At 64.3% G+C, this 23,891-nt stretch carries 27 protein-coding genes; 16 read left to right on the plus strand and 11 right to left on the minus strand.

Annotated elements, in window-relative coordinates; translation table 11 throughout:
* Positions 1-33 precede the first annotated feature (33 nt).
* The 9 genes from DFR52_RS07720 to DFR52_RS07765 all read left to right on the plus strand — a co-directional run bounded on the left by DFR52_RS07720 (position 34) and on the right by DFR52_RS07765 (position 7,616).
* Positions 34-669: a DNA-3-methyladenine glycosylase I gene (locus DFR52_RS07720; protein WP_110031380.1), complete on the plus strand. Its 636-nt coding sequence runs from the start codon at positions 34-36 to the stop codon at positions 667-669.
* The gene (locus DFR52_RS07725) at positions 653-1,090 is read left to right on the plus strand and encodes a DUF1801 domain-containing protein (protein ID WP_245415248.1); all 438 of its coding nucleotides are present in this window, start codon (positions 653-655) and stop codon (positions 1,088-1,090) included. The genes DFR52_RS07720 and DFR52_RS07725 overlap by 17 nt, the downstream gene beginning before the upstream one ends.
* A gap of 543 nt (positions 1,091-1,633) precedes the next feature.
* Positions 1,634-1,975 carry a hypothetical protein gene (locus tag DFR52_RS07735; protein WP_110031382.1) on the plus strand — a complete coding sequence of 114 codons (342 nt, stop codon included), beginning with the start codon at positions 1,634-1,636 and terminating at the stop codon, positions 1,973-1,975.
* A 203-nt stretch (positions 1,976-2,178) separates the two neighbouring features.
* Positions 2,179-2,613 carry a BA14K family protein gene (locus DFR52_RS07740; protein ID WP_110031383.1) on the plus strand — a complete coding sequence of 145 codons (435 nt, stop codon included), beginning with the start codon at positions 2,179-2,181 and terminating at the stop codon, positions 2,611-2,613.
* A 453-nt stretch (positions 2,614-3,066) separates the two neighbouring features.
* Positions 3,067-3,510, plus strand: a complete 444-nt coding sequence (locus DFR52_RS07745; RefSeq protein ID WP_110032010.1) for a BA14K family protein — start codon at positions 3,067-3,069, stop codon at positions 3,508-3,510.
* Between the two features lie 131 nt (positions 3,511-3,641).
* Complete coding sequence (gene hisS / locus DFR52_RS07750) at positions 3,642-5,288, plus strand: histidine--tRNA ligase (protein WP_110031384.1); 1,647 nt, start codon at positions 3,642-3,644, stop codon at positions 5,286-5,288.
* 36 nt (positions 5,289-5,324) lie between these two features.
* Positions 5,325-6,443, plus strand: coding sequence for an ATP phosphoribosyltransferase regulatory subunit (locus DFR52_RS07755; protein ID WP_110031385.1), 1,119 nt, complete (start codon positions 5,325-5,327; stop codon positions 6,441-6,443).
* On the plus strand, positions 6,440-7,138 hold the full coding sequence (gene hisG / locus DFR52_RS07760; protein WP_110031386.1) for an ATP phosphoribosyltransferase: 699 nt from the start codon (positions 6,440-6,442) through the stop codon (positions 7,136-7,138). The genes DFR52_RS07755 and hisG overlap by 4 nt, the downstream gene beginning before the upstream one ends.
* Before the next feature lie 175 nt (positions 7,139-7,313).
* Positions 7,314-7,616, plus strand: a complete 303-nt coding sequence (locus DFR52_RS07765; protein ID WP_110031387.1) for a hypothetical protein — start codon at positions 7,314-7,316, stop codon at positions 7,614-7,616.
* A 70-nt stretch (positions 7,617-7,686) separates the two neighbouring features.
* On the opposite strand, the gene DFR52_RS07770 is transcribed toward DFR52_RS07765, so the two are convergent.
* The 4 genes from DFR52_RS07770 to groES form a co-directional block, all read right to left on the minus strand.
* On the minus strand, positions 7,687-8,070 hold the full coding sequence (locus DFR52_RS07770) for a DoxX family protein (protein ID WP_110031388.1): 384 nt from the start codon (positions 8,068-8,070) through the stop codon (positions 7,687-7,689).
* A gap of 399 nt (positions 8,071-8,469) precedes the next feature.
* Positions 8,470-8,916, minus strand: a complete 447-nt coding sequence (locus DFR52_RS07775; RefSeq protein WP_245415249.1) for a hypothetical protein — start codon at positions 8,914-8,916, stop codon at positions 8,470-8,472.
* Positions 8,917-9,359: 443 nt separating this feature from the next.
* A complete protein-coding gene (groL, locus tag DFR52_RS07780) occupies positions 9,360-11,003 on the minus strand; it encodes a chaperonin GroEL (RefSeq protein ID WP_110031389.1) in 1,644 nt (547 codons plus the stop codon).
* 60 nt (positions 11,004-11,063) lie between these two features.
* Positions 11,064-11,360 (minus strand): co-chaperone GroES, encoded by a 297-nt coding sequence (groES, locus tag DFR52_RS07785; RefSeq protein WP_110031390.1) that lies wholly within the window; start codon positions 11,358-11,360, stop codon positions 11,064-11,066.
* Positions 11,361-11,597: 237 nt separating this feature from the next.
* Between groES and DFR52_RS07790 the strand changes: the two genes are divergently transcribed.
* Together DFR52_RS07790 and DFR52_RS07795 are read left to right on the plus strand one after the other, a co-directional pair.
* Positions 11,598-12,446 (plus strand): TIGR01459 family HAD-type hydrolase, encoded by an 849-nt coding sequence (locus DFR52_RS07790; protein WP_110031391.1) that lies wholly within the window; start codon positions 11,598-11,600, stop codon positions 12,444-12,446.
* A gap of 115 nt (positions 12,447-12,561) precedes the next feature.
* Entirely contained in the window at positions 12,562-13,539 is a 978-nt protein-coding gene (locus DFR52_RS07795) for a bifunctional riboflavin kinase/FAD synthetase (RefSeq protein WP_110031392.1), read from the plus strand.
* Between the two features lie 101 nt (positions 13,540-13,640).
* Here the strand turns inward: DFR52_RS07795 and DFR52_RS07800 are convergent, their stop codons facing one another.
* From DFR52_RS07800 to DFR52_RS24455, 3 genes are all read right to left on the minus strand, one after another.
* Positions 13,641-14,075 (minus strand): RES family NAD+ phosphorylase, encoded by a 435-nt coding sequence (locus DFR52_RS07800; RefSeq protein ID WP_110031393.1) that lies wholly within the window; start codon positions 14,073-14,075, stop codon positions 13,641-13,643.
* A 3-nt stretch (positions 14,076-14,078) separates the two neighbouring features.
* Entirely contained in the window at positions 14,079-14,492 is a 414-nt protein-coding gene (parS, locus tag DFR52_RS07805) for a type II RES/Xre toxin-antitoxin system antitoxin (RefSeq protein ID WP_110031394.1), read from the minus strand.
* 62 nt (positions 14,493-14,554) lie between these two features.
* Positions 14,555-14,716, minus strand: a complete 162-nt coding sequence (locus tag DFR52_RS24455) for a hypothetical protein (protein WP_158284895.1) — start codon at positions 14,714-14,716, stop codon at positions 14,555-14,557.
* A gap of 67 nt (positions 14,717-14,783) precedes the next feature.
* Here DFR52_RS24455 and ileS point away from each other — a divergent pair, with 67 nt between their 5' ends.
* Together ileS and DFR52_RS07815 are read left to right on the plus strand one after the other, a co-directional pair.
* Positions 14,784-17,696 (plus strand): isoleucine--tRNA ligase, encoded by a 2,913-nt coding sequence (gene ileS, locus DFR52_RS07810; RefSeq protein ID WP_110031395.1) that lies wholly within the window; start codon positions 14,784-14,786, stop codon positions 17,694-17,696.
* 263 nt (positions 17,697-17,959) lie between these two features.
* Entirely contained in the window at positions 17,960-18,631 is a 672-nt protein-coding gene (locus DFR52_RS07815) for a hypothetical protein (RefSeq protein ID WP_245415251.1), read from the plus strand.
* Between the two features lie 39 nt (positions 18,632-18,670).
* Here the strand turns inward: DFR52_RS07815 and DFR52_RS07820 are convergent, their stop codons facing one another.
* Complete coding sequence (locus DFR52_RS07820; protein ID WP_245415293.1) at positions 18,671-19,117, minus strand: nucleoside deaminase; 447 nt, start codon at positions 19,115-19,117, stop codon at positions 18,671-18,673.
* 70 nt (positions 19,118-19,187) lie between these two features.
* Between DFR52_RS07820 and DFR52_RS07825 the strand changes: the two genes are divergently transcribed.
* Genes DFR52_RS07825 through DFR52_RS07835 form a run of 3 tightly spaced genes read left to right on the plus strand, consistent with a single transcriptional unit; the run spans position 19,188 to position 22,505 of the window.
* On the plus strand, positions 19,188-20,993 hold the full coding sequence (locus tag DFR52_RS07825) for a pseudouridine synthase (protein WP_110031397.1): 1,806 nt from the start codon (positions 19,188-19,190) through the stop codon (positions 20,991-20,993).
* Entirely contained in the window at positions 20,974-21,558 is a 585-nt protein-coding gene (gene rsmD / locus DFR52_RS07830; protein WP_110031398.1) for a 16S rRNA (guanine(966)-N(2))-methyltransferase RsmD, read from the plus strand. Before DFR52_RS07825 ends, rsmD begins: the two co-directional genes overlap by 20 nt.
* Before the next feature lie 23 nt (positions 21,559-21,581).
* The gene (locus DFR52_RS07835; protein WP_110031399.1) at positions 21,582-22,505 is read left to right on the plus strand and encodes a patatin-like phospholipase family protein; all 924 of its coding nucleotides are present in this window, start codon (positions 21,582-21,584) and stop codon (positions 22,503-22,505) included.
* Between the two features lie 87 nt (positions 22,506-22,592).
* On the opposite strand, the gene DFR52_RS07840 is transcribed toward DFR52_RS07835, so the two are convergent.
* Genes DFR52_RS07840 through DFR52_RS07850 form a run of 3 tightly spaced genes read right to left on the minus strand, consistent with a single transcriptional unit; the run spans position 22,593 to position 23,833 of the window.
* Positions 22,593-23,009: a GFA family protein gene (locus DFR52_RS07840; RefSeq protein WP_110031400.1), complete on the minus strand. Its 417-nt coding sequence runs from the start codon at positions 23,007-23,009 to the stop codon at positions 22,593-22,595.
* 42 nt (positions 23,010-23,051) lie between these two features.
* The gene (locus DFR52_RS07845; protein ID WP_110031401.1) at positions 23,052-23,516 is read right to left on the minus strand and encodes an SRPBCC family protein; all 465 of its coding nucleotides are present in this window, start codon (positions 23,514-23,516) and stop codon (positions 23,052-23,054) included.
* A gap of 2 nt (positions 23,517-23,518) precedes the next feature.
* Positions 23,519-23,833, minus strand: a complete 315-nt coding sequence (locus tag DFR52_RS07850) for an ArsR/SmtB family transcription factor (protein WP_110031402.1) — start codon at positions 23,831-23,833, stop codon at positions 23,519-23,521.
* Positions 23,834-23,891 lie beyond the last annotated feature (58 nt).

Consider the following 23,891-nt stretch of genomic DNA (forward strand, 5'->3'; position numbering starts at 1 on the left):
AATTCAGCGGTTAACGAGAGGATTGGCAGGCACATGGCGCATGAGAACGGCTTGGTCACCGGCGACGACGGCAAGGTCCGCTGCTTCTGGCACGGCAATCTTCCGGACTATCTGGCCTATCACGACAATGAGTGGGGCCGCCCGGTCGCCGACGATGTCCGTCTGTTCGAAAAGATCTGCCTCGAGGGGTTCCAGTCCGGACTCTCCTGGCTCACCATTCTGCGCAAGCGCGAGAATTTCCGCTTGGCCTTTGCCGGCTTCGACTTCCACCAGGTGGCGAAATTCGACGACGGCGACATCGCGCGCCTGCTCGAGGACAAGGGCATCGTCCGCCATCGCGGCAAGATCGTCTCCACCATCAACAATGCCCGGCGCGCCATCGAGATGGAGGCCGAGCACGGCTCGCTCGGCGCCTGGTTCTGGCGCCACGAGCCAGGGCCGGAGGACCGCCCGGAGGTCTTTGATTACCAGACCCTGCGTGCCAACCCGACGACCGCGGTCTCGGTGCGCATCTCCAAGGAGCTCAAGAAGCTCGGCTGGAGCTTTGTCGGCCCCACCACCATCTACGCCTTCATGCAGGCCATGGGCATGGTCAACGACCACATCGAGGGCTGCTGCTGCCGTCCCAGCATCGAACAGCTCAGGCGGGATTTTGTCCGTCCCGCCTGATCCGGCCTCGCGCGCCGTCGCGTCGCCGCCGCCGGCCGAGGTCGCGGCCGGTTTCGATCGCCATGCCGCTCCGCTTCGCGATCGGCTGCTGGCGCTGCGCGCTCTGGTCTTCGACACTGCCGCATCCCGGCCGGAGATCGGACCCCTCTTGGAATCGCTCAAATGGGGCGAACCCAGCTACACGCCGGAAAGACGGCGCGTCGGCTCGTCCGTGCGGCTGGGCGCCCGGACCGACGGAAGCGTTGCGCTCTGCTTCATATGTCACACCAATCTGGTCGAGACGTTCCGCGGGCTCTATTCGGACGATCTCTGCTTCGAGGGCAATCGCGCCATCATCTGCGCGCCGGACGCGCCGCTGGCCGCCGAACCGCTCGGCCACTGTATCGCCCTGGCGCTCACCTGGCATCTGCGCTCGCGTTGAGCGGCCGACCGTCGCTTCCACCGCATCAGCCCGACGTCCGGAGCATCGCGGTGTGCAAAGACGCACAGCATCGGTGCCGGGTCGGACGTATCGATGCGTGGCGGAGAGATGCACAAGGACGCCCCGATGCCGATCAGCCCAGCCTTCACCCTGTTCGCCGGCGCGGTTGCCGGCTGCAGCGTCACGCCGCTCCTGCGGACCGCAATCCGCGGCTGGAAGGCGGGACGCTGCCAGCAGAATGGTGCGCGGCACAAGGGCAGCGCGGGGCCAGCCGCTCAGGTCTCACCCCCCGCGAGCGCGCGCGATGCAACTCCGTTGACCGATTCCAGGCGGTATTTCGTCCGTGCCCCCTCAGGGTGCGTGACCGAGCGGTGGTGACTGGCCGGCGACCGTGACACCGCCGCCGGACGTTCGTGCAGACGCCGGAACTGCGACGGCTTCGGGCCGCCACGCCCGGCGCTCAACCCACGGGCAAGCCCGATGCGGTATGAGCGCGAATGCCTTCGGCATCGGGGCCGGAGCGACAGCGAGCAGGAGCGCGCCATGACAAGCATCCTCACCGGCAATGCCTACCCCTCCACCTCGCCGGCCAGGATCGGCGCCGACCGCAGTGACTTGGGCGGCAGGGATGTCATCGAGGAGTTCAGCAAGTGGGCCCACATGAGCAAAGCCGAGCAGATCCGCGCGAGATATCTTGAGCAGCACGACATGTCCGAGGCGGACCTCAAGGAGATGAGCGAAAGCGAGCGCGAATCGGTCGAGGACGAGATCGCGCAACTGGTCCTGCGGGCCTACAAGATGCCGAGCCAGGATGCCGCTCCATCCGGTCAGTCGGGCATGCTGCTCAACCTGCGTCTTTCCTCGATGGCGCTGGAGTCGGACTAGCCGCATTCGCAGACACACTTGCTGCAGGGCGGGCTCGGCCGTCGCCAGCGAGGCGGCCGTTTCAGGGTTGCGCGGCACAGGCGGATACGGGGCCGCCCGCGCCGGATTGGCATCGCAATTTCCCCCATGATCAAGGGAACCGAAGCCTGATCAGGACGTTATCAGTCCATAGGGACGACAAACGTTAATCCATGGAGTGTCCAATGCTCAAGTTCGCAATCAAATCGCTGCTGGCGGCGTCCATCTGCCTGTCTGCGATCATTCCGGTGTCGGCCGCGCAGGTCATGCCGCAGAAGCCGCTTCAGCTGACAGAGAACGCCCAGGTGATCCAGGTGCGCGATGGTCGGCGGGGCTTCTACCGCCATCGCAACCATGGCTACTACAACGGCCACCGCGGCTACCGTGACCGTCGGGCCGGCTACCGCCGCTACAATGGTTACTGGTTCCCGCCCGCAGCCTTTGCGCTGGGCGCGATCATCGGCGGCACGATCAACAACAACTCCAATGTCCGGCCGGGTTATCTGAGCCCGCAGCACATTCGCTACTGCGAAAACCGCTACCGGTCTTACCGTCAGTACGACAACACCTTCCAGCCGTACAACGGACCGCGGCAGGCATGCCGTTCACCGTACTACTGAGCCATCCTGAAGGCCGGGTCGAGGTGAGCCTTGAGCTTCGCCCGCCCGGCCACAGGGTCGTCGCATGCCGCGCAGAGATGCGCGGCACAGCCGCGTGATAGTCATGCCGTCCGGCGTTGGCGGCGATTGAGATCAAATTTCATTGCGTGCAAATGGATACGGGCGGTGGGGCGGAAATCCTGTGCAGCCGGCGTCCGGCGGGGGATTGTCGAGGCTAGTTCCTCTGACCTCTTGGCGGGCGTTGCTTCGGCTTCGGTGCGTGACTAGTTTCCATTCGCCAGGCCTATTGGTTTTCCGATCTTGATCTATTGACGGACTGCCGCCACAATGACGGGGCGTTTGGAGAATTCGGGGTCATCACGAGACTTGATCGTGACCGCCGGGACGGGGCAGGCCGGTTCGACGCGCTTCGTGAGACATCACGAAAACCTTGAACTTGAGGAGTCCACCATCATGTCCAGTCTCATCATCAAGTCTCTGGTGTCGGCAGCCTTCGTGCTGTCGTCGCTGATGCCGGCCGCTGCCCTGCCGGTGATGCCTCACGCCCCCGCGATTCAGCAGGGCCAGTCCCCCGAGGTCATCCAGGTCCGTGACCACCGGCGCGGCTTTTACCGCCACCGCCATCACGGCTATTACAATGGCCACCGCGGCTATCGCCACCACCGTCACGGCTATCGTCGGCACAATGGCTACTGGTTCCCGCCCGCAGCCTTCGCGCTCGGCGCCATTATCGGCGGCGCCATTGCCAGCCAGCCCCATGTCGTGGTCCGGCCCGGCTATCTCAGCGCCAGTCATGTCCGATACTGCTACAACCGCTACCGCTCCTACCGGCAGTATGACAACAGTTTCCAGCCCTATCACGGCCCGCGGCGTATCTGCCGGTCGCCGTATTATTGAGCCGGACCGGCCCCTTCCGGGAGCGGACGGGGCACGGGGCGGAGCGCGGGCTTCGCCCAAGCCTTGCAGCTTGGGGGCCCGTCGGTTAGGAGAAGCGCACACCATCGCGTCCCCATCCGGCAGGCCCTTTCATGTCCGACAAGAAACAGAAGAAGCAGTCGAAGCTCAAGGCCCGCCTGGCGCGAGGCTTTCCCGATCGCTCGCCCGCCGACATCCGCGCCACCGACCTGATGATGGGCAAGATCCGCCAGGTCTACGAGCGCTTCGGCTTCGAGCCGGTCGAGACCCCGATGGTCGAGTACACCGATGCGCTCGGAAAATTCCTCCCCGATCAGGACCGGCCCAACGAGGGCGTCTTCTCCTTCCAGGACGATGACGAGCAGTGGCTGTCGCTGCGCTATGACCTGACCGCGCCGCTCGCCCGCCATGTCGCCGAGAATTTCAACGACATCCAGCTGCCCTACCGCACCTATCGCGCCGGCTGGGTGTTCCGCAACGAGAAGCCCGGTCCCGGTCGCTTCCGCCAGTTCATGCAGTTCGATGCCGATATCGTCGGCGCGCCCGGCGTCCAGGCCGACGCGGAAATGTGCATGATGATGGCCGACACCATGGAAGCGCTCGGCATTCCGCGCGGCCAGTACGTGATCCGCGTCAACAACCGCAAGGTGCTTGATGGAGTGATGGAGGCCATCGGCATCACGGAATCAGCACAGAAGCTCACGGTGCTTCGTTCGCTCGATAAACTCGACAAGTTCGCTTGGGAAGAGGTTGCAAGACTATTGGGCGAGGGGCGTTGGGACGGCGGTAAAGAAGGCGAAGGTGACTATACGCCCGGCGCTAACCTAACATCATCTCAGATTGACAACTTAAGGCGGTTCCGTGATTTCGCGGCCCGCGTCGCAGAGACTTATTTCCCGGATGCTGCGCGATTCCTCGGCAAAGAAGCGGAAGTCGCCGACAGGCAATACGATGAGGTTCGGAAAGGCTTCTCCTTCTTAGGTGAGAGTGCCTCTCTCCAAGATGGCATTGAGGAACTTATAGCAATTCACCGAATGGCCGCCGCGGCGGGTTACGTGAAGATCGGAACGGAAGTCGAAGAGCGCGTCAAACTCGATCCATCGGTTATTCGCGGTCTCGAATACTACACCGGCCCGGTATTCGAGGCCGAGCTGCTGTTCGATGTCACCAACGAGAAGGGCCAGAAGGTGCAGTTCGGCTCCGTCGGCGGCGGCGGCCGCTACGATGGGCTGGTCTCGCGCTTCATGGGGCAGCCGGTGCCGGCCACGGGTTTTTCCATCGGCGTCTCGCGGCTGATGACGGCGCTGAAGAACCTCGGCAAACTGGGCGCTTCCGAGATCTCCGGCCCGATCCTGATCACCATCATGGATCGCGACCGCATCGGTGATTATGCGAAAATGGCGCAGGAGCTGCGCACAGCCCTCAATCCGCTCGATGAAAACGGCCAGCCGCTCGGCCCGACGATCCCGGTGGAGCTGTTCCAGGGCAATCCCAAGGATTTCCCCAAGCAGCTGCGCTACGCCGACCGCCGCGGCTCGCCGATTGCCATCATCCAGGGCGGCAACGAGAAAGAAGCAGGGCAGATCATCGTCAAGGACCTGATCGAGGGCAAGCGCATCGCCCAGACCATCACCGACAACTCCGAATGGCGCGAAGCCAAGGCCGGCGAGCATCTGGTCGCCGAGGCGGAGCTGGTCGTGACCGTGCAACGCATCCTGCTGGAACAGGCCTCCGATGCCGCCATTGGCGGGGATGCCTGACGTGGAAACATCGCGCCTTGTGCAGGGATAGCTGTTATGACCCACGCCAATCTCCCCGATTTCGCCTCCGATCTCGGCCGCGCGCTTGAGTCGCTCGGCGCCGGGCGGGTCGACACGCCGGTGATCCAGCCGGCCGAGCCGTTTCTCGACATGGCCGGCGAGGATCTGCGCCGCCGCATCTTTCTCACTGAAAGCGAGACCGGCGAGAGCCTCTGCCTCAGGCCCGAATTCACCATTCCCGTCTGCCGCGCCCACATCGCCGAGGGCGTGGCCACGCCGCGCCGCTACTGCTACCTCGGCCAGGTCTTCCGCCAGCGCCGCGACGGCTCCAATGAGTTCTACCAGGCCGGCATCGAGGATCTCGGCGAAACCGATCTCGCCCGCGCCGATGCCCGTGCCATCGCCGAGGCGCACACGCTGCTTTCAGCTCTCGTGAATGCGTCGCTCAGCACGATTGTGGGCGACCAGGCGGTGTTCGAGGCGGTCGTCGCCGGTCTTGGCCTGCCGGTCGGCTGGCAAAAGCGGCTGATCCACGCCTTCGGCAACCAGCAGGCGCTCGACGCCATGATCGCCCGGCTCGCCGCGCCGCAGAGCGCCACCGCCACCGATCCGGACATCGCCGCCCTGCTGCAGGCGGGCGACGCCGACCGCCTGGCAAGCCACATCACCGAGGTGATGGAAGCCACCGGCTACTCGACGCACGCCAGCCGCACGCCCGCCGAGATCGCCCGCCGGCTGGTCGAGAAACGTCAGCTCGAGGAAATCCGCCTCTCCGATGCGGCGCTTTCCGCCTTGCGCAGCTTCCTGGCGCTGGAGGCGCCGCTGGCGGACGCCGAGGCGGCGCTTTCGGATTTCGCTGAAAGCGCGGGTCTCGACATCGCGCAGGCCTGCTGGGCCTTCGGCGCCCGGGTGGAGGCGCTCAAGGCCGTCGGCGCCGATCTCGGCTCGATGACCTGGCGCGCCGCCTTCGGCCGGCCGCTCGATTATTACACCGGCCTGGTCTTCGAGATCGCCGCGGGCGAGGGTGGCCCGGTCCTTGCCGGCGGCGGCCGCTTCGACAGGATGATGGAACTGCTCGGCGCCCGCGATCCGATCCCCGCGGTGGGATTTTCGCTCTGGCTCGATCGCATCCAGGCGGCGAGGAGCCGGCCATGACGCTCACCATCGCTCTGCCCTCCAAGGGCCGCATGAAGGACGACGCCCTCGCCATCTTCGCCCGCGCCGGCCTCGACGTGACCTCGGTCGGCAACGACCGCTCCTATCGCGGGCGCATCGAGGGGCTCGACGACACCGAGGTGGCGTTCCTCTCTGCCTCCGAGATCGCCCGCGAACTCGGCGCCGGCTCCGTCGATTTCGGCGTCACCGGCGAGGACCTGGTGCGCGAGGGCCTGTCCCAGGCGGACAGCCGCGTCGAGATCTGCGCCCGGCTCGGCTTCGGCCACGCCGATGTCGTTGTCGCCGTGCCCGAAATCTGGCATGACGTCACCACCATGGCCGATCTCGGCGATGTCGCGGCCGACTTCCGCGCCCGCCACGGCCGACGGCTGGCAATCGCGACCAAATACTGGCGGCTGACGCAGAACTTCTTTTCCACCCGCCACGGCATCCAGCTCTACCGCATCGTCGAAAGCCTCGGCGCCACCGAGGGCGCGCCGGCATCGGGGGCCGCCGACATCATCGTCGACATCACCTCCACCGGCTCGACGCTCGTCGCCAATCATCTGCGCGTGCTCGATGACGGCATCATCCTTAGATCCGAGGCTTGTCTCGTCCGCGCCCGCAGGCCCGAGCACGCCAGCGATCCGCGCATTGCCGAGGCCATAGCCCGCATCAGCGCCTCCCTCGGTTGATTATCGGCTACGCCAAGATTGGACTTGATTTTTTCTGCAGCTGACGCATGAATCCGGCACCGGTGTCCTCGGGCTTTCAGGTGCCCGAGGCGGTCCCGGCGGGTGGATGCTTGCAGTCGTAAGGGCCCCTGACTGGTTCCGGGCCCGGGAACATGTGTGCAGTGGGAGAATCGTGATGGAAATCGTCCTTGGCGCAGTGCTGCTGTTTGCCTCGCTCCTGCTGCTGGCGCTGGTGGGTCGCTATTCCACCCGGCTTCCGAACTTCGTGCTCTTTCGCGGCATCGTCATGCCGTCGATCGTGGCGGTGTTCTTCACGGCCCTGATGACCATCGGCCTGACCATGATGATCGTCGGCGGCGAGGATGTCGCGCCCTCGATCGGGATCGAGATGGCCTTCATCATGCCGCTGTTGATTCTAGGCGGCTGGCTCGCCACCAGGCTCACCGGCACGTCGGAAAATCCTGATCCGGACGCCTGAGCGGCGGCTCAAATGAAAAAGCCCGGCGATCTTGCGATCGCCGGGCCTTGATGTTCCGGATGTGACGGTGTCAGGCGCGACGGGCGTCGACGGACAGCGAGCCGGCGCCGGCGACGGCGAGCGCCAGGAAACCGCCAGCCATGGCGAGGTTCTTCATGAAGCTGGTCATCTGCATCTGGTCGCCGGGCACATAATGCGCCAGCACGCCGGAGGCGACGCAGAAGGCAGCCAGGGCCCAGGCGGCATAGCGTGTCATGAAGCCGACCAGGATGGCCAGACCCCCCAGCAGTTCGACGGCGATCACCAGCCAGACGCTGATCGAGGGAAGCGGCACGCCCATGCTGGCCATATAGCCGGTTGTGCCCGCCACGGATGTGAGTTTGCCGTAGCCGGCGGGAATGAAGATCAGGCTCATCAGGATGCGGGCGACGAGAAGCTGGATGCTGTTGGACATGCGGAGAATTCCTTTCGAGGACGAGATGGCGCTGGTGTAACCGGTTGCTGTCTTGCCGGAAAGGTAAACAACAAACAACTCATTGTTCACAAAACGAAGCCGGAGTTTGACTGCATTGTCTTTTCTCGGGCGCCAATGCGGCCGGATGGCCGGTTTCGCCGCGATGCCTCACCCGCAAAAGCGGCACTGCGCGAACCATCAAGCCGCCGGAGCAAGGTCCGCAACGGTCATCGGGCGTCAGTCGAACTGCCTGGCAAGTTCCTTGCGGCGACGCGAAGCCTCCGCGATCCGGGGATGCTAAGGCCCATCGCGTGAATTCAGATTCGCGCGATGCGCCTTAGCTCTTTGATTCTGCATGGCGTGGTCCCGAAACCGCCGCACACTTTCGGGCGACATGCACTATTGTTTCCGCGCCTGCTCCGCAAAGGGGATCCTGAAACGCGGGAACACGAACACGCCGGCCATGGAGCCGCCGCCGTCGTCGGCAAAGTTCGAGGACTCGCCCACGCACATCATCGGCTGCTGGCTTCCATCGGCCCGGGTGACGGTTGTCGAGAAGCAGAACGCGGATCCCGATGTCGAGGCGGTTTCGAACAGTTCGAGAATGTGATGGCGGTCGTTGGGATTGTAGCAGCGAATGAGATTGAGCAGGCCGCAATTGTCATCGCTCGAAAGCCCGTGATGGCTTCGGGCCTCGTCGCTGATGTTGAAGATGCCCGTGCGCAGGTCAGCCGTCCAGCTGTTGAACTCGCAATAATGGGCAAGCATTTCCTGGTCCATCAGCGCCTTTTCCATGCCGACCGCGCCAAAATCTCCCGTATTCGCGGTTTTCGTGATCTTGAACAAGACTTACCCCGGTCATGACCGGCAAGTGCCCGGCCCATTGTGTCTGTCGGCGTCAGCGGTACACGTAAGGTGTGCAACTTCGCCGGGTATTCAATTGACGGCTAACAGAGAGACACATGGCTTTGTCCGAACGGCTGTTCAACGCCCCCATGATCTTACCGGCCATCCAGACTAGGATTGCTTCCGTTAACAGGTCGTCAAGGCCGTCAGCTGCGAAATTGCCGGCTACTTTCGTGTCATGACGTAATGCTTGTTCAAAAACAAGTCACTTGCAAGCACTCATTTCGTCTGCGAATTGGATTCCGCCATGTTGATCCGTCGTTACGGGGGGAAAACGAAAAAAGGGCGGCCCGAAGACCGCCCTTTCCTATGGTTGCATTCGCCTGGCGATGGATGGCGGGCCGATCCGCAGGCGAATCAGCCGCCATCCCGCCGGGCGGAGATCACATCATGCCGCCCATGCCGCCCATGCCGCCCATGTCGGGCATGCCGCCGCCGCCGTTATCCTTCTTCGGGATTTCGGCAATCATGGCTTCGGTGGTGATCAGCAGCGAGGCAACCGAAGCTGCGTTCTGCAGAGCCGTGCGAACGACCTTGACCGGGTCGACGATGCCCATGGCGATCATGTCGCCATATTCGGAAGTCTGGGCATTGTAGCCCCAGTTTTCCTGGTTCTTGTCGAGGATCTTGCCAACAACGATCGAAGCTTCGTCGCCCGCATTGGTCGCGATCTGGCGAACCAGCGACTGCAGGGCACGACGAATGATGTTGATGCCGGCTTCCTGATCCTGATTTGCACCCTTGACGGTGATCTTCACCGACGAGCGCAGCAGTGCGGTGCCGCCGCCGGCAACGATGCCTTCCTGAACGGCAGCGCGGGTCGCGTTGAGCGCGTCGTCGACGCGGTCCTTGCGTTCCTTGACTTCCGTTTCAGTTGCACCGCCGACGCGGATGATGGCAACGCCACCGGCGAGCTTGGCCAGGCGTTCCTGCAGCTTTTCCTTGTCGTAGTCGGAAGAAGTTTCTTCGATCTGAGCCTTGATCTGTGTGATCCGGCCTTCGATTTCCTTCTTCTTGCCAGCGCCGTCGACGATGGTGGTGGTTTCCTTGGTGATCGACACCTTCTTGGCGCGGCCCAGCATTTCGAGGGTCACGTTTTCGAGCTTGATGCCGATGTCTTCGGAAATCACCTGGCCGCCGGTCAGGATGGCGATGTCTTCGAGCATTGCCTTGCGGCGATCGCCGAAGCCGGGAGCCTTGACGGCAGCAATCTTCAGGCCGCCACGCAGCTTGTTGACCACGAGAGTGGCAAGGGCTTCGCCTTCAACGTCTTCCGAGATGATGAGCAGCGGCTTGGAGGTCTGCACCACGGCTTCGAGCACAGGCAGCATGGCCTGGAGGTTCGAGAGCTTCTTCTCATGGAGAAGGATGTAGACGTCGTCCAGCTCGGCCAGCATCTTGTCGGGGTTGGTGACGAAGTAAGGCGACAGGTAGCCGCGGTCGAACTGCATGCCTTCGACGACTTCAAGTTCGCTTTCAGCGGTCTTGGCTTCTTCGACGGTGATGACACCTTCGTTTCCGACCTTCTGCATGGCTTCGGCAATGTCCTTGCCGATCTGTGCTTCGCCGTTGGCAGAGATCGTACCGACCTGCTCGACTTCAGCCGAGGTCTTGATCTTCTTGGCCTTGCGCTGAAGATCGGCGATGACTTCGGTCACGGCCAGATCGATGCCGCGCTTGAGGTCCATCGGGTTCATGCCGGCAGCGACAGCCTTGCCGCCTTCGCGGACGATGGCCTGGGCCAGCACGGTTGCAGTCGTGGTGCCGTCGCCGGCAACATCATTGGTCTTGGATGCGACTTCGCGCACCATCTGCGCGCCCATGTTCTCGAACTTGTCTTCCAGTTCGATTTCCTTGGCGACGGTGACGCCGTCCTTGGTGATGCGCGGAGCGCCGAAGGACTTGTCGATGATGACGTTACGACCCTTCGGGCCCAGTGTCACCTTGACGGCATCGGCGAGAATGTCGACGCCGCGCAGCATCTTCTCGCGCGCGGTACGACCGAATTTAACTTCTTTAGCAGCCATGTCTCTTAACTCCCGGGCCTTGGCCCATGTGTGTCAGAAATTGCGAATTGGATCAGACAATCAGGCAATGATGCCCATGATGTCGGATTCCTTCATGATCAGCAGGTCTTCGCCGTCGACCTTGACTTCGGTGCCCGACCACTTGCCGAACAACACGCGATCGCCGGCCTTGACGTCGAGCGGGATGACCTTGCCGGAATCGTCACGGATACCGGTGCCGACAGCGACGACTTCGCCTTCCTGCGGCTTTTCCTTGGCGGTATCGGGAATAATGATGCCACCCTTTGTCTTTTCTTCGGACTCGACACGACGAACGACGACGCGGTCGTGGAGCGGACGGAACTTGGTTTTGGCCATTGTCTGTATCCTTGATTGACACGAGGGGCGAGCGCCCCGAATGGGTCTGAATAGCAAGTTGTTGGCACTCACCATGGGGGAGTGCTAACAGCGCCGAGATAAGACCGAGCCGTCCAAGTGTCAAGGAGGAGGGGGCTGGAAAACATGTCCTGCCCCACGTTGCAAGCCAATTTTGGCCGGGGACTTGTTTTCAGCTGCCGTCTGGGCGACATCCAGAAGCGATCAAAGGGACCCGTTATGCCAATCCGCATCAAAAGCCTCGATGAAACCGCTGTACTTCACGATGTCATTCTCTGCGACGTCTGGGGTGTCCTGCACAATGGCGTCAGCCCGTTCCCCTTCGCCGTCGAAGCGTTGAAGTCGGCCCGCAAGCGCGGCCAGACCGTTGTTCTGATCACCAATTCACCCCGCCCCGCCGGCGCCGTCATCAGCCAGTTCGAGACCATCGGGGTGGATCAGGACTGCTTTGACGACATCGTCACCTCCGGCGACGTTACCCGCCGTCTGGTGAGCGACGGGCCCCGGAAGATCTTCTTTCTCGGTCCGGATCGCGACAGGCTGCTGGTCGACGGCCTCGACGTCGATCTGGTCCCGGCCGATGAGGCCGAGGCAGTGCTCTGCACCGGCCTGTTCGATGACGAGACGGAGACGCCCGATGCCTATGCCGACATGCTGGTCGGCTTTCATGACCGCGGCCTGCCGTTGATCTGCGCCAATCCGGACGTGGTGGTCGAGCGCGGCGACAGGCTGGTCTATTGCGCCGGCGCACTTGCCAATGCCTATCAGGCCATGGGCGGCGAGACCCGCATTGCCGGAAAGCCGCACTCGCCCATTTACAACGAGGCGCTCAGCCGCGCGGCCACCCTGCGCGGCCGGCTCGATCAGCGTCGCATCGTCGCCATCGGCGACGGCGTGCCCACCGACATTCGCGGCGCCCTTGCCAACCATATACCGGTTATATTCGTCACCCGCGGCGTGCATGCGCGCGACTATTACGACGATCGCCGGATCGACGAGGCGCGGCTCGTCTCCTTCCTTGCCGCCGAGGACGTCCGGCCGGACTGGTGGATGGAATGGCTCGCCTGATGCCGGCGGGCCTGGCCCATGCGGCCATTGAAGCCGGAAACAGATTGAACCGCGACCTGCGGTGCGGCTAAGAGTGAACCCGCTTCGGGCACGGCAGCCAGATGATGAGGGCAATGTGGCACAACGATTTACGGCACTGGCCGATATTCCCGGCGCATTGCGCGGCGGGGTGGTCGCCATCGGCAATTTCGATGGCGTCCATCGCGGGCACCGCGAGGTCCTGGCGCGGGCAATCGACAAGGCGGCGCGGCTCTCGGTGCCGGCCACCGTGCTCACCTTCGAGCCGCATCCGCGCAGCGTCTTTCGCCCCGACCAGCCCGTTCCGCGGCTGACGCCTGCTCCGATCAAGGCCAGGCTTTTCGGCCTGATGGGGTTTGACGCGGTCTTCGAGCAGCATTTCGACCGGAGCTTCGCCGCCCGCTCGGCCGAGGATTTCGTTGCCGACATTCTCGTTGGCAGGCTCGGCGTCAACCACGTGGTGACCGGCTACGACTTCCATTTCGGCAGGGACCGCAACGGCGATCCGGATTTTCTCATCGACACAGCAAGACGCCTGGGCTTCGGCGTCAGCCTCGTCGAGGCCTTTGTGGATGAGGGCGACACTGTCATCTCCTCGACGCGCATCCGCGAACTGCTCGGCCAAGGCGACGTTGTCGGGGCCAATGCCCTGCTGGGCTACCGCCACTCCGTCGAGGCGGAGATCATCCACGGAAAGAAGCTTGGCCGCACGCTCGGCTTTCCCACTGCCAACATGGCGCTGGCGCCCGAAAACGCGCTCAGGCCCGGAATCTATGCGGTGCGCCTGCGCCGCGCCGACGGCTCACTGCACGACGGCGTCGCCAGCTTCGGCCGCCGCCCCACCGTCGATGCCGAGGGCGCGCCGCTGTTGCTCGAAACCTATGCCTTCGGCCTGGAGGCGGATCTCTACGGAGAGACCTGCACGGTATCGTTGTTCGGCTTTCTCCGGCCCGAGCTGAAATTCGACGGTCTCGACCCGCTGATGGCGCAGATGCGCGAGGACGAGGCCGAGGCGCGGGCGCTGCTGTCAGGCGTCAAGCCACTGAGCCCGTTCGACGCGAAGGTGGCGTTCTGACTGATGCATGTCGCCCGAAAGTGTGCAGCGGTTTCGGGACCACGACATGCAAATCAAAGAGCTAAGGCACATCGCGCGCATCTGAATTCACGCGATGTGCTTTAGCGGAGAATCAGCGAGTCCCATGGATATTGAAAGGTCTCGGCGACGGTGATCCGTGCGGAGCCGGAATGCATCGGATTGATCAGGATGTTCCAGGCCGCTGGCATCACAGCGGACGGCACCCGGATCAATGGGTGGCGGCGGTCTCGAAGCAAGGCCGTGCCGATGGATCGCGAAACATCGAGGTCGGCGGCCTGCTTGGGAATGTTCGACGGCGTCAGCATCTGCAAATCGTCCGGGCAGTCGATCCGCAGCAGTTGGTACCTGGGCGGGATGCGCGACCGGTCCATGTGCACCAGCACTTCCAGAAGCGCTGTGGAGGGGTGGTCGCAGCAGTAGACCACCGGTACGCCGCGTTGGTGCCATCGGCCATCGACCAGCAAGCCCCCGCGTCCGGACAGGTCGACATGGGGCGAGATCCGCCACAGATCCATGGCTCAGAAAAAGATGCCGTGTTCGATGCGCAGCAGTTCGTCTTCGACCAGCCGCGCGCCGCTCTCCGATTCCAGTAATCCGACGGGAGCGACCCCGTTGAGCGCGGGGCAGGGGTCGCGCAGCCAGCCTTCGGCCCGGTCCCAGCCATCGAACACGTCACGCGCCAGTTCGCAGATGCGCAGCACGCGCAACACGCTGTCGCTTTCCACGACTGTCAGCATCTCGTTGTTCGCGGCGCGCCGGGCCAGCGTCCGTCGTGGCGCGACCAGTCGATAGATCTCGTCCATCGAAAAACCGAAGGCCTTGAGCGCATCGATGGATTTCGACTCAAGCCGTGCCTGACGTTGCGGCGCCGCGCGTCTTAGCAGGTCGCCCACCGCGTCCGAATCGGTAGCTTTCGGAAATGCATTGGTCATGACGGGGTCCTCGAACAGATCTGGCCACTTGCCCCTTAATATATGCGCATTTGGCCAAATCTTCAAGCGATGTCAAATCCCGCTTTATTCCTGCACGCCTTGTTGCTAAAAGCCGCGCCATGAAAACCTTTCGCCTGATCGGTCCGCGAATTATTGGCCCGGCCTTCGCCGCCGCTTGAAGCAAAGCGCGCGAAGGTCCGGGACCCCTGCAGCGTCTGCGACATCGGCGCGCTTTCCTGAAATATTCCTTTACATGCCGCCTGCTTGCGCGGCCAAAACACTGGTAAGACAATGACCGAGACCACCCAGACGCTCGACTATTCCGCCACGCTCTATCTGCCGCAGACCGAGTTCCCGATGCGCGGCGGCCTGCCGCAGAAGGAGCCGGAAACCGTTGCCCGATGGCAGGCGAACGGCCTCTACAAGCAGCTGCGCGCCTCGGCTGCCGGACGGCCGAAATTCGTCCTCCACGACGGCCCGCCCTATGCCAACGGCAACATCCACATCGGCCACGCGCTCAACAAGATCCTCAAGGACGTCATCACCCGCTCTTTCCAGATGCGCGGCTATGATTCCAACTATGTCCCGGGCTGGGACTGCCACGGTCTTCCGATCGAGTGGAAGATCGAGGAGAAATACCGCGAGAAGGGCCTCGACAAGGACAAGGTGCCGGTCAACGAATTCCGCCAGGAGTGCCGCGACTTTGCCGCCGGCTGGATCGCCGTGCAGACCGAGGAGTTCAAGCGGCTGGGCATCGAGGGCGACTTCGAGCATCCATACACGACGATGGCCTTCCACTCCGAGGCCCGCATCGCCGGCGAACTCCTGAAGATCGCCAGAACCGGCCAGCTCTATCGCGGCTCCAAGCCGATCATGTGGTCGGTGGTCGAGCGCACAGCACTTGCCGAGGCCGAGGTCGAGTACCAGGATTACGAGAGCGACACGATCTGGGTGAAGTTTCCGGTCAGCGGCGGCGCAGCTGCTCTGGCCGACGCATCCGTGGTCATCTGGACCACCACGCCCTGGACCATCCCCGGCAACCGCGCGATCTCGTTTTCGCCGCGCATCGCCTATGGCCTCTACGAGGTGACTGCAGCGGCCAACGATTTCGGTCCGCAGCCGGGTGAAAAACTCATCTTTGCCGATGCGCTCGCCGCCGACTGCGCCACCAAGGCCAAGATTGAATTGAAGCGCATCAATGACGTCAAGGCGTCGGATCTCGAAGGCATGACGTCAGACCACCCGTTCAAGGGTCTGGGTGGGGGCTACGATTTTGCGGTCCCCTTGATCTCCGGCGACCATGTCACCGACGACGCCGGCACCGGCTTTGTCCACACCGCGCCCGGTCACGGCCGCGAGGACTTCGAGGCCTGGATGGATGCGGCCCCGGCGCTGCGTGCCCGCGGCATCTCGACCGACATCCCCTTCACCGTCGACGACGCCGGCTACTACACCAAGGACGTGCCCGGCCTTGGCCCGGATCGCGAAGGCGGGCCTGCGCGCGTCATCGACGACAAGGGCAAGAAGGGCGACGCCAATGATTCCGTCATCAAGGCGCTGATCGGCTTCGGCCTGCTCTTTGCCCGCGGCCGCCTCAAGCACACCTATCCGCATTCCTGGCGCTCCAAGAAGCCGGTCATCTTCCGCAACACGCCGCAATGGTTCGTCTACATGGACGAGGATTTCGGCGACGGTTCGACGCTGCGCAGCCGCGCGCTGAAGGCCATCGACGACACCCGCTTCGTGCCCGCCGCCGGCCAGAACCGCCTGCGCGCCATGATCGAGACACGGCCCGACTGGGTGCTGTCGCGCCAGCGCGCCTGGGGCGTGCCGATCTCGGTCTTCGCCGATGCCGACGGCAAGGTGCTGGTGGACGACGAGGTCAACGCCCGCATCCTAGAGGCTTTCGAGGCTGAAGGCGCCGACGCCTGGTTCGCCGAGGGCGCCCGCGAGCGCTTCCTCGGCTCGCGCGCCAACGAGCCGTGGGTGCAGGTGCGCGACATTCTCGATGTCTGGTTCGACTCGGGCTCCACCCATGTCTTCACGCTGGAAGACCGTCCGGACCTGAAATGGCCCGCCGACGTCTATCTCGAGGGCTCCGACCAGCATCGCGGCTGGTTCCATTCCTCGCTGCTCGAAAGCTGCGCCACCCGCGGCCGCGCGCCCTACAACGCCGTCATCACCCATGGCTTCACCATGGACGAGAAGGGCGAGAAGATGTCGAAGTCGCGCGGCAACGTCGTCGCGCCCCAGGACGTGATGGCCAAGTCCGGCGCCGATATCCTGCGGCTCTGGGTGATGACCACCGACTACTGGGACGACCAGCGGCTCGGCAATTCTGTCATCCAGACCAACATCGATTCCTACCGCAAGCTCCGCAACACCATCCGCTGGATGCTCGGCACGCTCGCCCATGACGACGGCTCCGACGTGCCGGTCGCCGAAATGCCGGAACTCGAGCGGCTGATGCTGAGCCGCGTCGCCGAACTCGACGCCCTGGTGCGCAAGGGCTACGACGATTTCGACTTCAAGCGCATCACCCGGGCGCTGATCGATTTCGCCAATATCGAGCTTTCGGCCTTCTATTTCGACGTCCGCAAGGATGCGCTCTATTGCGACGCGCCGTCGAGCAAGCGCCGCAAGGCCTCGCTGCAGGTCATCCGCACCGTCTTCGACTGTCTGGTCACCTGGATGGCGCCGATGCTGCCGTTCACCACCGAGGAAGCCTGGCTGTCGCGCAATCCGGAGGCGGATTCGGTGCATCTCCAGCAGTTCCCGGAGATCCCCGCCGAATGGATCGACGAGAAGCTGGCGGCCAAATGGAAGAAGATCCGCACCGTGCGCCGCGTCGTCACCGGTGCGCTGGAAGTCGAGCGCCGCGAAAAGCGCATCGGCTCCTCGCTGGAGGCGGCCCCGGTCGTCCACATCACCGATCCGGAGCTGATTGCCGCGGTCAAGGACACCGATTTCGCCGAGATCTGCATCACCTCGGGTATCACCATCGTTGCAAGCGACGGCCCGGCCGATGCCTTCCGCCTGGAAGATGTCGCCACCGTCTCTGTGGTTCCCGTCGAGGCCACGGGCACCAAATGCGCCCGCTCCTGGCGCATCACCGACGACGTCGGCTCCGACCCGGACTTCCCCGACGTCTCCGCCCGCGATGCCGCCGCACTGCATGAACTGAAAGCGCTCGGTCGGATCTAGGGCAGGTACGCGATCAAACGGGGCCGCTCGCCTGCTCGATGTCGGGTTGAGCCTGGCATTGACGGGGAGGGGCCGGCGCGGCCCTCCCGCTTGATCCGGCCATTCCTGCTCAGGGCAGGCGGGATGTTGCCGGCCTCTCTCCGCAGCCAATTTCGCGCCTGTCATTGCAGTTGCCGGCACGATCCGTTAAAACCCTGCCTGAAAATGGCCCGAATGTGCATGCACACGGACGGCAGACGAGCTCGCGAAACGGGACTGACCGAATGACAATGAAGACTTGGTATCGCGTTGGCGTCGAGACGGGCGCGCTCATGGTGTGCGCCATGATGCTGGCCGGCTGCATGGGGCCGACCTATGGCACCGACAAGACCTCGACCGGTCAGTTGATCGACGACATTGGCAACATCGCGTCGATCAAGCCGCAGACCGGCCCGGAGATCGCCTACCGTCCGCGCCCTGCGATCGTGCAGCCGCCCAGAGGCGCCGACCTGCCTGCCCCGCAGGCCAGCGTCTCGGAAAACAATCCGGCCTGGGTCGAAGGCCCCGAATCGACGCGCCAGCGGCTGATCGCCGAAGCCGAGGCCAATTCCAACAATCCCAATTACCGCTCGCCGCTGGCAGCACGCACCAGCACCGGGACCGACAGCGGCGGCCGTCCGCTGACCGTCGGCCGTGCCGCCGACGGACCGCCGCTTCCCGGCGCCGTCCTTTCCGAATCCAAGGCGAACGCCCAGTTCAAGGAAAACCGCAAGATCCAGCAGGGCGCCTATTCGGATCGCCGTCGCTACCTCTCCGATCCGCCGCTCACCTACCGGGCGCCGGCAGAGACCGCGCCCGTGGGCGTGCTGGGAGAGTCCGAGCGGGACAAGGAAAAGCAGCGCCTGGCAGCCGCCACCAAGAAGGGCACCGGCAAGAAGTGGTTCTGGCCCTTCTAGACTGGTCCCGTTGCCGCCGCCGCGCCGCTCACGTGCAGCCTATCTGCGCTCGGCGAAAAAGTCCCTGAGCAACTGCGTTGCATCGTCTGCCGCCAGACCCGGATAGACTTCCGGCGCGTGATGGCAGGTGGGCTGGCTGAAGAAGCGCACTCCGTTGACCACGCCGCCGCCCTTTTCGTCCTCGGCGCCGAAATAGACCCGCCTCAGCCGCGCAAACGATATCGCGGCGGCGCACATCGTGCACGGCTCGAGCGTCACGTAGAGATCGGCACCGACCAGACGCTCGTCGCCGATGCGCGCGCATGCCGCGCGGATGGCCAGTATTTCGGCATGCGCAGTGACATCGTTGAGCTCGCGGGTGCGGTTCGATTCCACGGCCAGCACGGCGCCGTCAAGAACGATGACGGCCCCTACCGGCACCTCTCCGCGCAGCCCCGCCCGCCGCGCTTCCTCCAGCGCCTTATCCATATGCCCGGCTTTCTTCATCGTCACCACGAAATCCCTTAACCCCTGCGCTCCAACCTGATACAGAGCGGCAAAGGCAGGCAAACAACAAATGACAGACCAAGACAAGCCCAAGCGCGGCGCCAAGCCGTATTCCCCCAGCGACAGGCCGCGAAAGCCGCGATCCCCGGATGTCGAGGCGGCGCCGAAAACCGCATCCGCAGCGGTGGCTTCCGGCGAGGGCGAGGCCGGCCGGATTGCCAAGATCATGGCCCGCGCGGGCGTCGCTTCGCGCCGGGATGCCGAACGGATGGTCGAGGAAGGCCGTGTCAGGCTCAACGGCAAGCTGCTGGTATCGCCGGCAGTGGTCGTCTCGCTCTCCGACAAGATCGAGGTCGATGGCGTCGAAATCGGCGGCATCGAGCGCACCCGGCTGTGGGTCTACCACAAGCCGGCGGGCCTGGTGACCACCAACAAGGACCCCGAGGGCCGCACCACCGTGTTCGACCGGTTGCCCCGTGATCTGCCACGGGTGCTCACCGTCGGCCGTCTCGACATCAACACCGAAGGCCTGCTGCTGCTGACCAATGACGGCGGTCTCGCCCGCACCCTCGAATTGCCGACCACCGGCTGGCTCAGGCGCTACCGTGTTCGCGCCTATGGCGACATCGACCAGGCGGCGCTCGACAAGCTCAAGGACGGCATCGCCGTCGAGGGCGTGCTCTATGGCGCCATCGAGGCGACGCTGGACCGCCAGCAGGGCCACAATGTGTGGATCACCATGGGCCTGCGCGAAGGCAAGAACCGCGAGATCAAGAACGTGCTCGGCGCGCTTGGGCTCGAGGTCAACCGGCTCATCCGCATCTCCTTCGGCCCGTTCCAGTTGGGCGACATCCGCGAAGGCGAAGTGGTCGAGATCCGATCACGCATGCTGCGCGACCAGCTGGGTCCACGCATGATCGAGGAATCGGGGGCGAATTTTGAGGCGCCGTTGGTCGATCACACCCTGCCGCCGCCGCCCAAGCCCGCCGAAGCGGCAAAGCCGGCTGCCAAGGCCGCCAAGGCCCCGCCGGCCGAGCGCGAATGGATCTCCGCCTCCGAGACGCGTGAGCGCAACCGCGCCAAGTTCGACACCAGGCCCGACTTCAAGGGCAAGCCGGCCGGGCGTCCCGATCGTGCTTCCGCGCCGCGCGGCCGCGACGACTGGAGCGCGCGTCCCGAACGCGACGATCGCGGGCCTCGCCCCGACCGCGGCGAGCGCAAGCCCTTTGGCGACCGCGATGCCGGCCCAGGCGCCAAACGCGCCCGTCCCGATCGCGATGCCAAGGGCTTCGACAGCCCCGGCGGCGCCGACGGCGAGCGTCCGGGCAAGCGCATGTTCATCCAGCGCAGCCGCTCCTCCAATGTCTGGATGGCGCCCGGCGCCCGTCCGGTCAATGAGAACAAGAAGGCCGAAGGCGGCGAGGGCAAGAAGCCCGAGCGGCGAGCCCCGGGGCCGCGCGACGAGGCTCGCGACGCCACCCGCAAGGGCACGTTCCCCAAGTCGCGCGCCAAGCCGCGGCCGCTCGGCGAGGATGGCAAACCGCAGCGCAGCTCCGCACCGCGCGCCGATGGCAAGCCGGGTTTCGGCAAGCCCGCATTCGGCAAGCCCGCATTCGGCAAGCCCTCGGGCAAGCCGACATCGGCCCGGTCGGGTGACAAGCCGGCCTATGGCAAGCCATCGGGCAAACCCGCCTTCGCCAAGTCCGGGGACAAGCCTGGCTTCGGCAAGCCTTCGGGCAAGCCATCTTTCTCCAAGTCCGGGGAAAGGCCTTCGGGTGGACCTGGCGGCAAGCCTGCGCGCGGCGGCTCCGATGGCCCGTCGGGCAGGGGCCCAGCGGGCGGAAGCAAGGGTCGTGATGCGGATCGTCGGCGGTGAATTCCGCGGCCGCAGCCTGGCTTCTCCAAAAAGCCAGGCGATCCGGCCGACCACGGACCGGACACGTGAAAGCCTGTTCAACATCCTGAGCCATTCCTATCCGGAGGCGCTGGACGGCGTCCGCATGCTCGATCTGTTCGCCGGCACCGGCGCGGTCGGCTTCGAGGCCTTGTCCCGCGGCGCCCGTGCGGCGCTGTTCATCGAGCAGGGCATCGAGGGGCGGGCACTGATCCAGACCTCGATCGAGGCCTTCGGCCTGCAGGGCCGCGCCAAGATATACCGCCGCGACGCCACCAGGCTCGGCTCCTCGGGCAATATGGGTCCGTTCGATTTCGTGTTCGCCGACCCGCCCTATGGCAAAGGTCTGGGCGAACTGGCGCTGGACTCGGCTGCGCGCGGCGGCTGGCTGTGCGACGGCGCGCTGGTGCTGCTCGAGGAGCGAGCCGATGCCGAACCCGTCTTCCCCGCGGGCTTCACGCTTCTGGACGTTCGCGTTTTCGGCGATACGCGGATCTGGTTTTTGCGTTATGCTGCGGCACAGCAAACGGGCGCGGTCGCGGGCTGACCCGCCCTGATGGAGGATCGGACATGGCGGTTGGCAGCGGTACTGCAATTGAGGTCGACACTCCGGCGCCAGTGACTCCGCTCCGCCGCGGCGGCTCCGAGCCGAGCGTGGCGGTGGCCTTCGGCGGCGGTGGAGCCCGCGGTCTCGCCCATATCCATGTCATCGAGACGCTCAATGAAATGGGCATTGTGCCCGCGGCCATTTCCGGCTCGTCGATTGGCGCCATGATGGGCGCGGCCATGGCCTCGGGGATGAGCGGCGCTGAAATTCGCGATCATACCCTTGCCTTCATCGGCCGCCCGAGTTCCGCGATCGGCCGCATGTGGAAGGCCCGCCCCCCAACGGTCAAGGCGGCGATGGAAGGCGGCTGGCGGCTTGGCCAGTTCAACATCGAGCGCATCGTCGCCGCCTTCCTGCCCGAAGGGGTAGCCGAGACCTTCGAGGACCTGGAGATCCCGACCCGCATTGTTGTCACCGACTACTACAATCACTGCGAGGTGGTCTGCGACAGCGGAAACCTGCGCAGCGCCGTGGCCGCTTCGGCGGCGATCCCTGCCATCTTCTGCCCGGTCCGCCGCGACGACCGGCTGCTCATCGATGGCGGCATCTTCAATCCTGTGCCGTTCGATCATCTCGGAGGCCTCGCGGACATCATCATCGGCATAGATGTCGTGGGTCTGCCCTCGGGCGAGCCGGGCAGCATGCCTTCGACCATGGACCTGATGTTCGGCGCCAGCCAGTTGATGATGCAGTCGATCATCGACATGAAGCGCAAGGCCCACCCGCCGCACATCTTCCTGCGCCCGGAAGTGCATCAGTACCGGGTGATGGATTTCCTCAAGGTCAAGGAAATCCTCGCCGGCTCCGCCGGCATCCGCGAACAGCTCAAGCGCGATCTCGACGCCGCCTTCGCCTTCCATGACGGTAGCGCCCGCCAGGAGGTCTGACCGGCCGCCGTCCGTTGGCGTCGCAGGACAATGCGGCAAATCAAAAGCTTGGAGCGCGTCTGCGATTCTGAGAAAAGCAGAAGCGCTTTAGCCGGGCGGCATGCGCTCGAATGCCGGCAACGCGGCATCGAGCCGATCCCACGCCGGGCCGGAGGATGTGTAGGTTACAGCCTGCGGGGTGAAGCGGCCAGGATCGTCCAGGCTGGCCGCAGTGACCGAAAACAGCTCCGGCATGGCCGCGAAGGTCAGGTGGACGGGTGTGCCGCAGGTCGGACAGAAGCCGTGTATCTTCTGGTTGCCGCTGTCGCCCGCGACCCGGAAGCTGGTGGCTTCGCCGGTGACGGTCACATCGGCCCGCCGGGGGAATGTCAGGTAGGACCCGTGCCCGGTGCCGCTGCGCCTCTGGCAGTCGCGGCACTGACAATGGTTCTGGAAGATCGGCTCGCTGCTTGTCTCATAGCGGATGGCGCCGCATGCGCAGCCGCCGCTGTAGGTGTTGGGCATGGTCTGGTCCTGCTCCGGGATCTGTTGATGGGTCGAAAGCGGTCAGGCTGATTTTGGCTTGGCGAAGACATCGATGCCGCTGCCGGTTTCCAGGAATGATTTGAGGCTCGACAGCACGGCCGGCCAGCCCTTGCTGACGCCGTTGGCCATTCCGCTGCCGGCTTCGAGTTCGTCATGGCTGACGGTGAGCCGCACCATGCTGTCGTATTCGATGATGTCGAACGTCACCCGGCTGTAGCTGTCCGGATCGGAGGCCTGCGAGGCATTCGCCCAGCTGATGACGAGGCGCGTCGGCGGCAAGATCTCGATGACCTTTCCGACCAGTTCGACGGTCCGCTCGTCATTGTCGCGGACATGTTCCCAACCCGATCCGACTTTCCAGTCGGAGACGTTTTCGTGCCCCCAGTAGCGCCTGGCGAGATCCGGTTTCGTGATCGCCTCGAACACCTTCTGCGGCGTTGCGCGAATATAGGTTACATAGACAAAGCTGGTGGTCTGTCTGGTCATGGTCATTCTCCTTCGAGTTCCTGTTTAAGATCGTGCAGCAGGCTCAGGCGCCGATGCTCGAACTTCTTCACCCAGCGTTCGTAGACATCGTGCAGCGGCACCGGATTGATGAAATGCAGCTTTTCGCGGCCGTGCCTGACCGTGCTCACCAGGTTGGCGGCCTCAAGGATGCCAAGGTGTTGCGTCGCCGATTGCCGGGCCATGTCGAGATGATCGCAGAGCTGGCCGAGCGTCTGCCCGTTCTTCTCGCAGAGCATGTCCAGAAGCCGCCTGCGGGTGGGATCGGCCAATGCTTTGAAAACCTTGTCAGCGTCCATCGTTCTCACTCGGTGCAGGCATATAATATGCAGGTAAATACCTGCATGTCAACTCAGG

The organism is Hoeflea marina (genome assembly GCF_003182275.1).
Lineage (GTDB): Bacteria > Pseudomonadota > Alphaproteobacteria > Rhizobiales > Rhizobiaceae > Hoeflea > Hoeflea marina.

Bases quoted from the DNA above. Each gene is read 5' to 3' on its own strand.
- DFR52_RS07835 (WP_110031399.1), top strand. From the start codon at position 21,582: ATGGCGGTTGGCAGCGGTACTGCAATTGAGGTCGACACTCCGGCGCCA.
- DFR52_RS07735 (WP_110031382.1), top strand. From the start codon at position 1,634: ATGACAAGCATCCTCACCGGCAATGCCTACCCCTCCACCTCGCCGGCC.
- ileS (WP_110031395.1), top strand. From the start codon at position 14,784: ATGACCGAGACCACCCAGACGCTCGACTATTCCGCCACGCTCTATCTG.
- DFR52_RS07820 (WP_245415293.1), bottom strand. From the start codon at position 19,117: ATGAAGAAAGCCGGGCATATGGATAAGGCGCTGGAGGAAGCGCGGCGG.
- DFR52_RS07800 (WP_110031393.1), bottom strand. From the start codon at position 14,075: ATGGATCTGTGGCGGATCTCGCCCCATGTCGACCTGTCCGGACGCGGG.
- DFR52_RS07850 (WP_110031402.1), bottom strand. From the start codon at position 23,833: ATGGACGCTGACAAGGTTTTCAAAGCATTGGCCGATCCCACCCGCAGG.
- DFR52_RS07765 (WP_110031387.1), top strand. From the start codon at position 7,314: ATGGAAATCGTCCTTGGCGCAGTGCTGCTGTTTGCCTCGCTCCTGCTG.
- DFR52_RS07790 (WP_110031391.1), top strand. From the start codon at position 11,598: ATGCCAATCCGCATCAAAAGCCTCGATGAAACCGCTGTACTTCACGAT.
- parS (WP_110031394.1), bottom strand. From the start codon at position 14,492: ATGACCAATGCATTTCCGAAAGCTACCGATTCGGACGCGGTGGGCGAC.
- DFR52_RS07740 (WP_110031383.1), top strand. From the start codon at position 2,179: ATGCTCAAGTTCGCAATCAAATCGCTGCTGGCGGCGTCCATCTGCCTG.
- groL (WP_110031389.1), bottom strand. From the start codon at position 11,003: ATGGCTGCTAAAGAAGTTAAATTCGGTCGTACCGCGCGCGAGAAGATG.
- DFR52_RS07770 (WP_110031388.1), bottom strand. From the start codon at position 8,070: ATGTCCAACAGCATCCAGCTTCTCGTCGCCCGCATCCTGATGAGCCTG.
- hisG (WP_110031386.1), top strand. From the start codon at position 6,440: ATGACGCTCACCATCGCTCTGCCCTCCAAGGGCCGCATGAAGGACGAC.
- DFR52_RS07845 (WP_110031401.1), bottom strand. From the start codon at position 23,516: ATGACCAGACAGACCACCAGCTTTGTCTATGTAACCTATATTCGCGCA.
- DFR52_RS07825 (WP_110031397.1), top strand. From the start codon at position 19,188: ATGACAGACCAAGACAAGCCCAAGCGCGGCGCCAAGCCGTATTCCCCC.
- rsmD (WP_110031398.1), top strand. From the start codon at position 20,974: ATGCGGATCGTCGGCGGTGAATTCCGCGGCCGCAGCCTGGCTTCTCCA.
- DFR52_RS07745 (WP_110032010.1), top strand. From the start codon at position 3,067: ATGTCCAGTCTCATCATCAAGTCTCTGGTGTCGGCAGCCTTCGTGCTG.
- groES (WP_110031390.1), bottom strand. From the start codon at position 11,360: ATGGCCAAAACCAAGTTCCGTCCGCTCCACGACCGCGTCGTCGTTCGT.
- DFR52_RS07755 (WP_110031385.1), top strand. From the start codon at position 5,325: ATGACCCACGCCAATCTCCCCGATTTCGCCTCCGATCTCGGCCGCGCG.
- DFR52_RS24455 (WP_158284895.1), bottom strand. From the start codon at position 14,716: ATGTCGCAGACGCTGCAGGGGTCCCGGACCTTCGCGCGCTTTGCTTCA.
- hisS (WP_110031384.1), top strand. From the start codon at position 3,642: ATGTCCGACAAGAAACAGAAGAAGCAGTCGAAGCTCAAGGCCCGCCTG.
- DFR52_RS07815 (WP_245415251.1), top strand. From the start codon at position 17,960: ATGACAATGAAGACTTGGTATCGCGTTGGCGTCGAGACGGGCGCGCTC.
- DFR52_RS07720 (WP_110031380.1), top strand. From the start codon at position 34: ATGGCGCATGAGAACGGCTTGGTCACCGGCGACGACGGCAAGGTCCGC.
- DFR52_RS07840 (WP_110031400.1), bottom strand. From the start codon at position 23,009: ATGCCCAACACCTACAGCGGCGGCTGCGCATGCGGCGCCATCCGCTAT.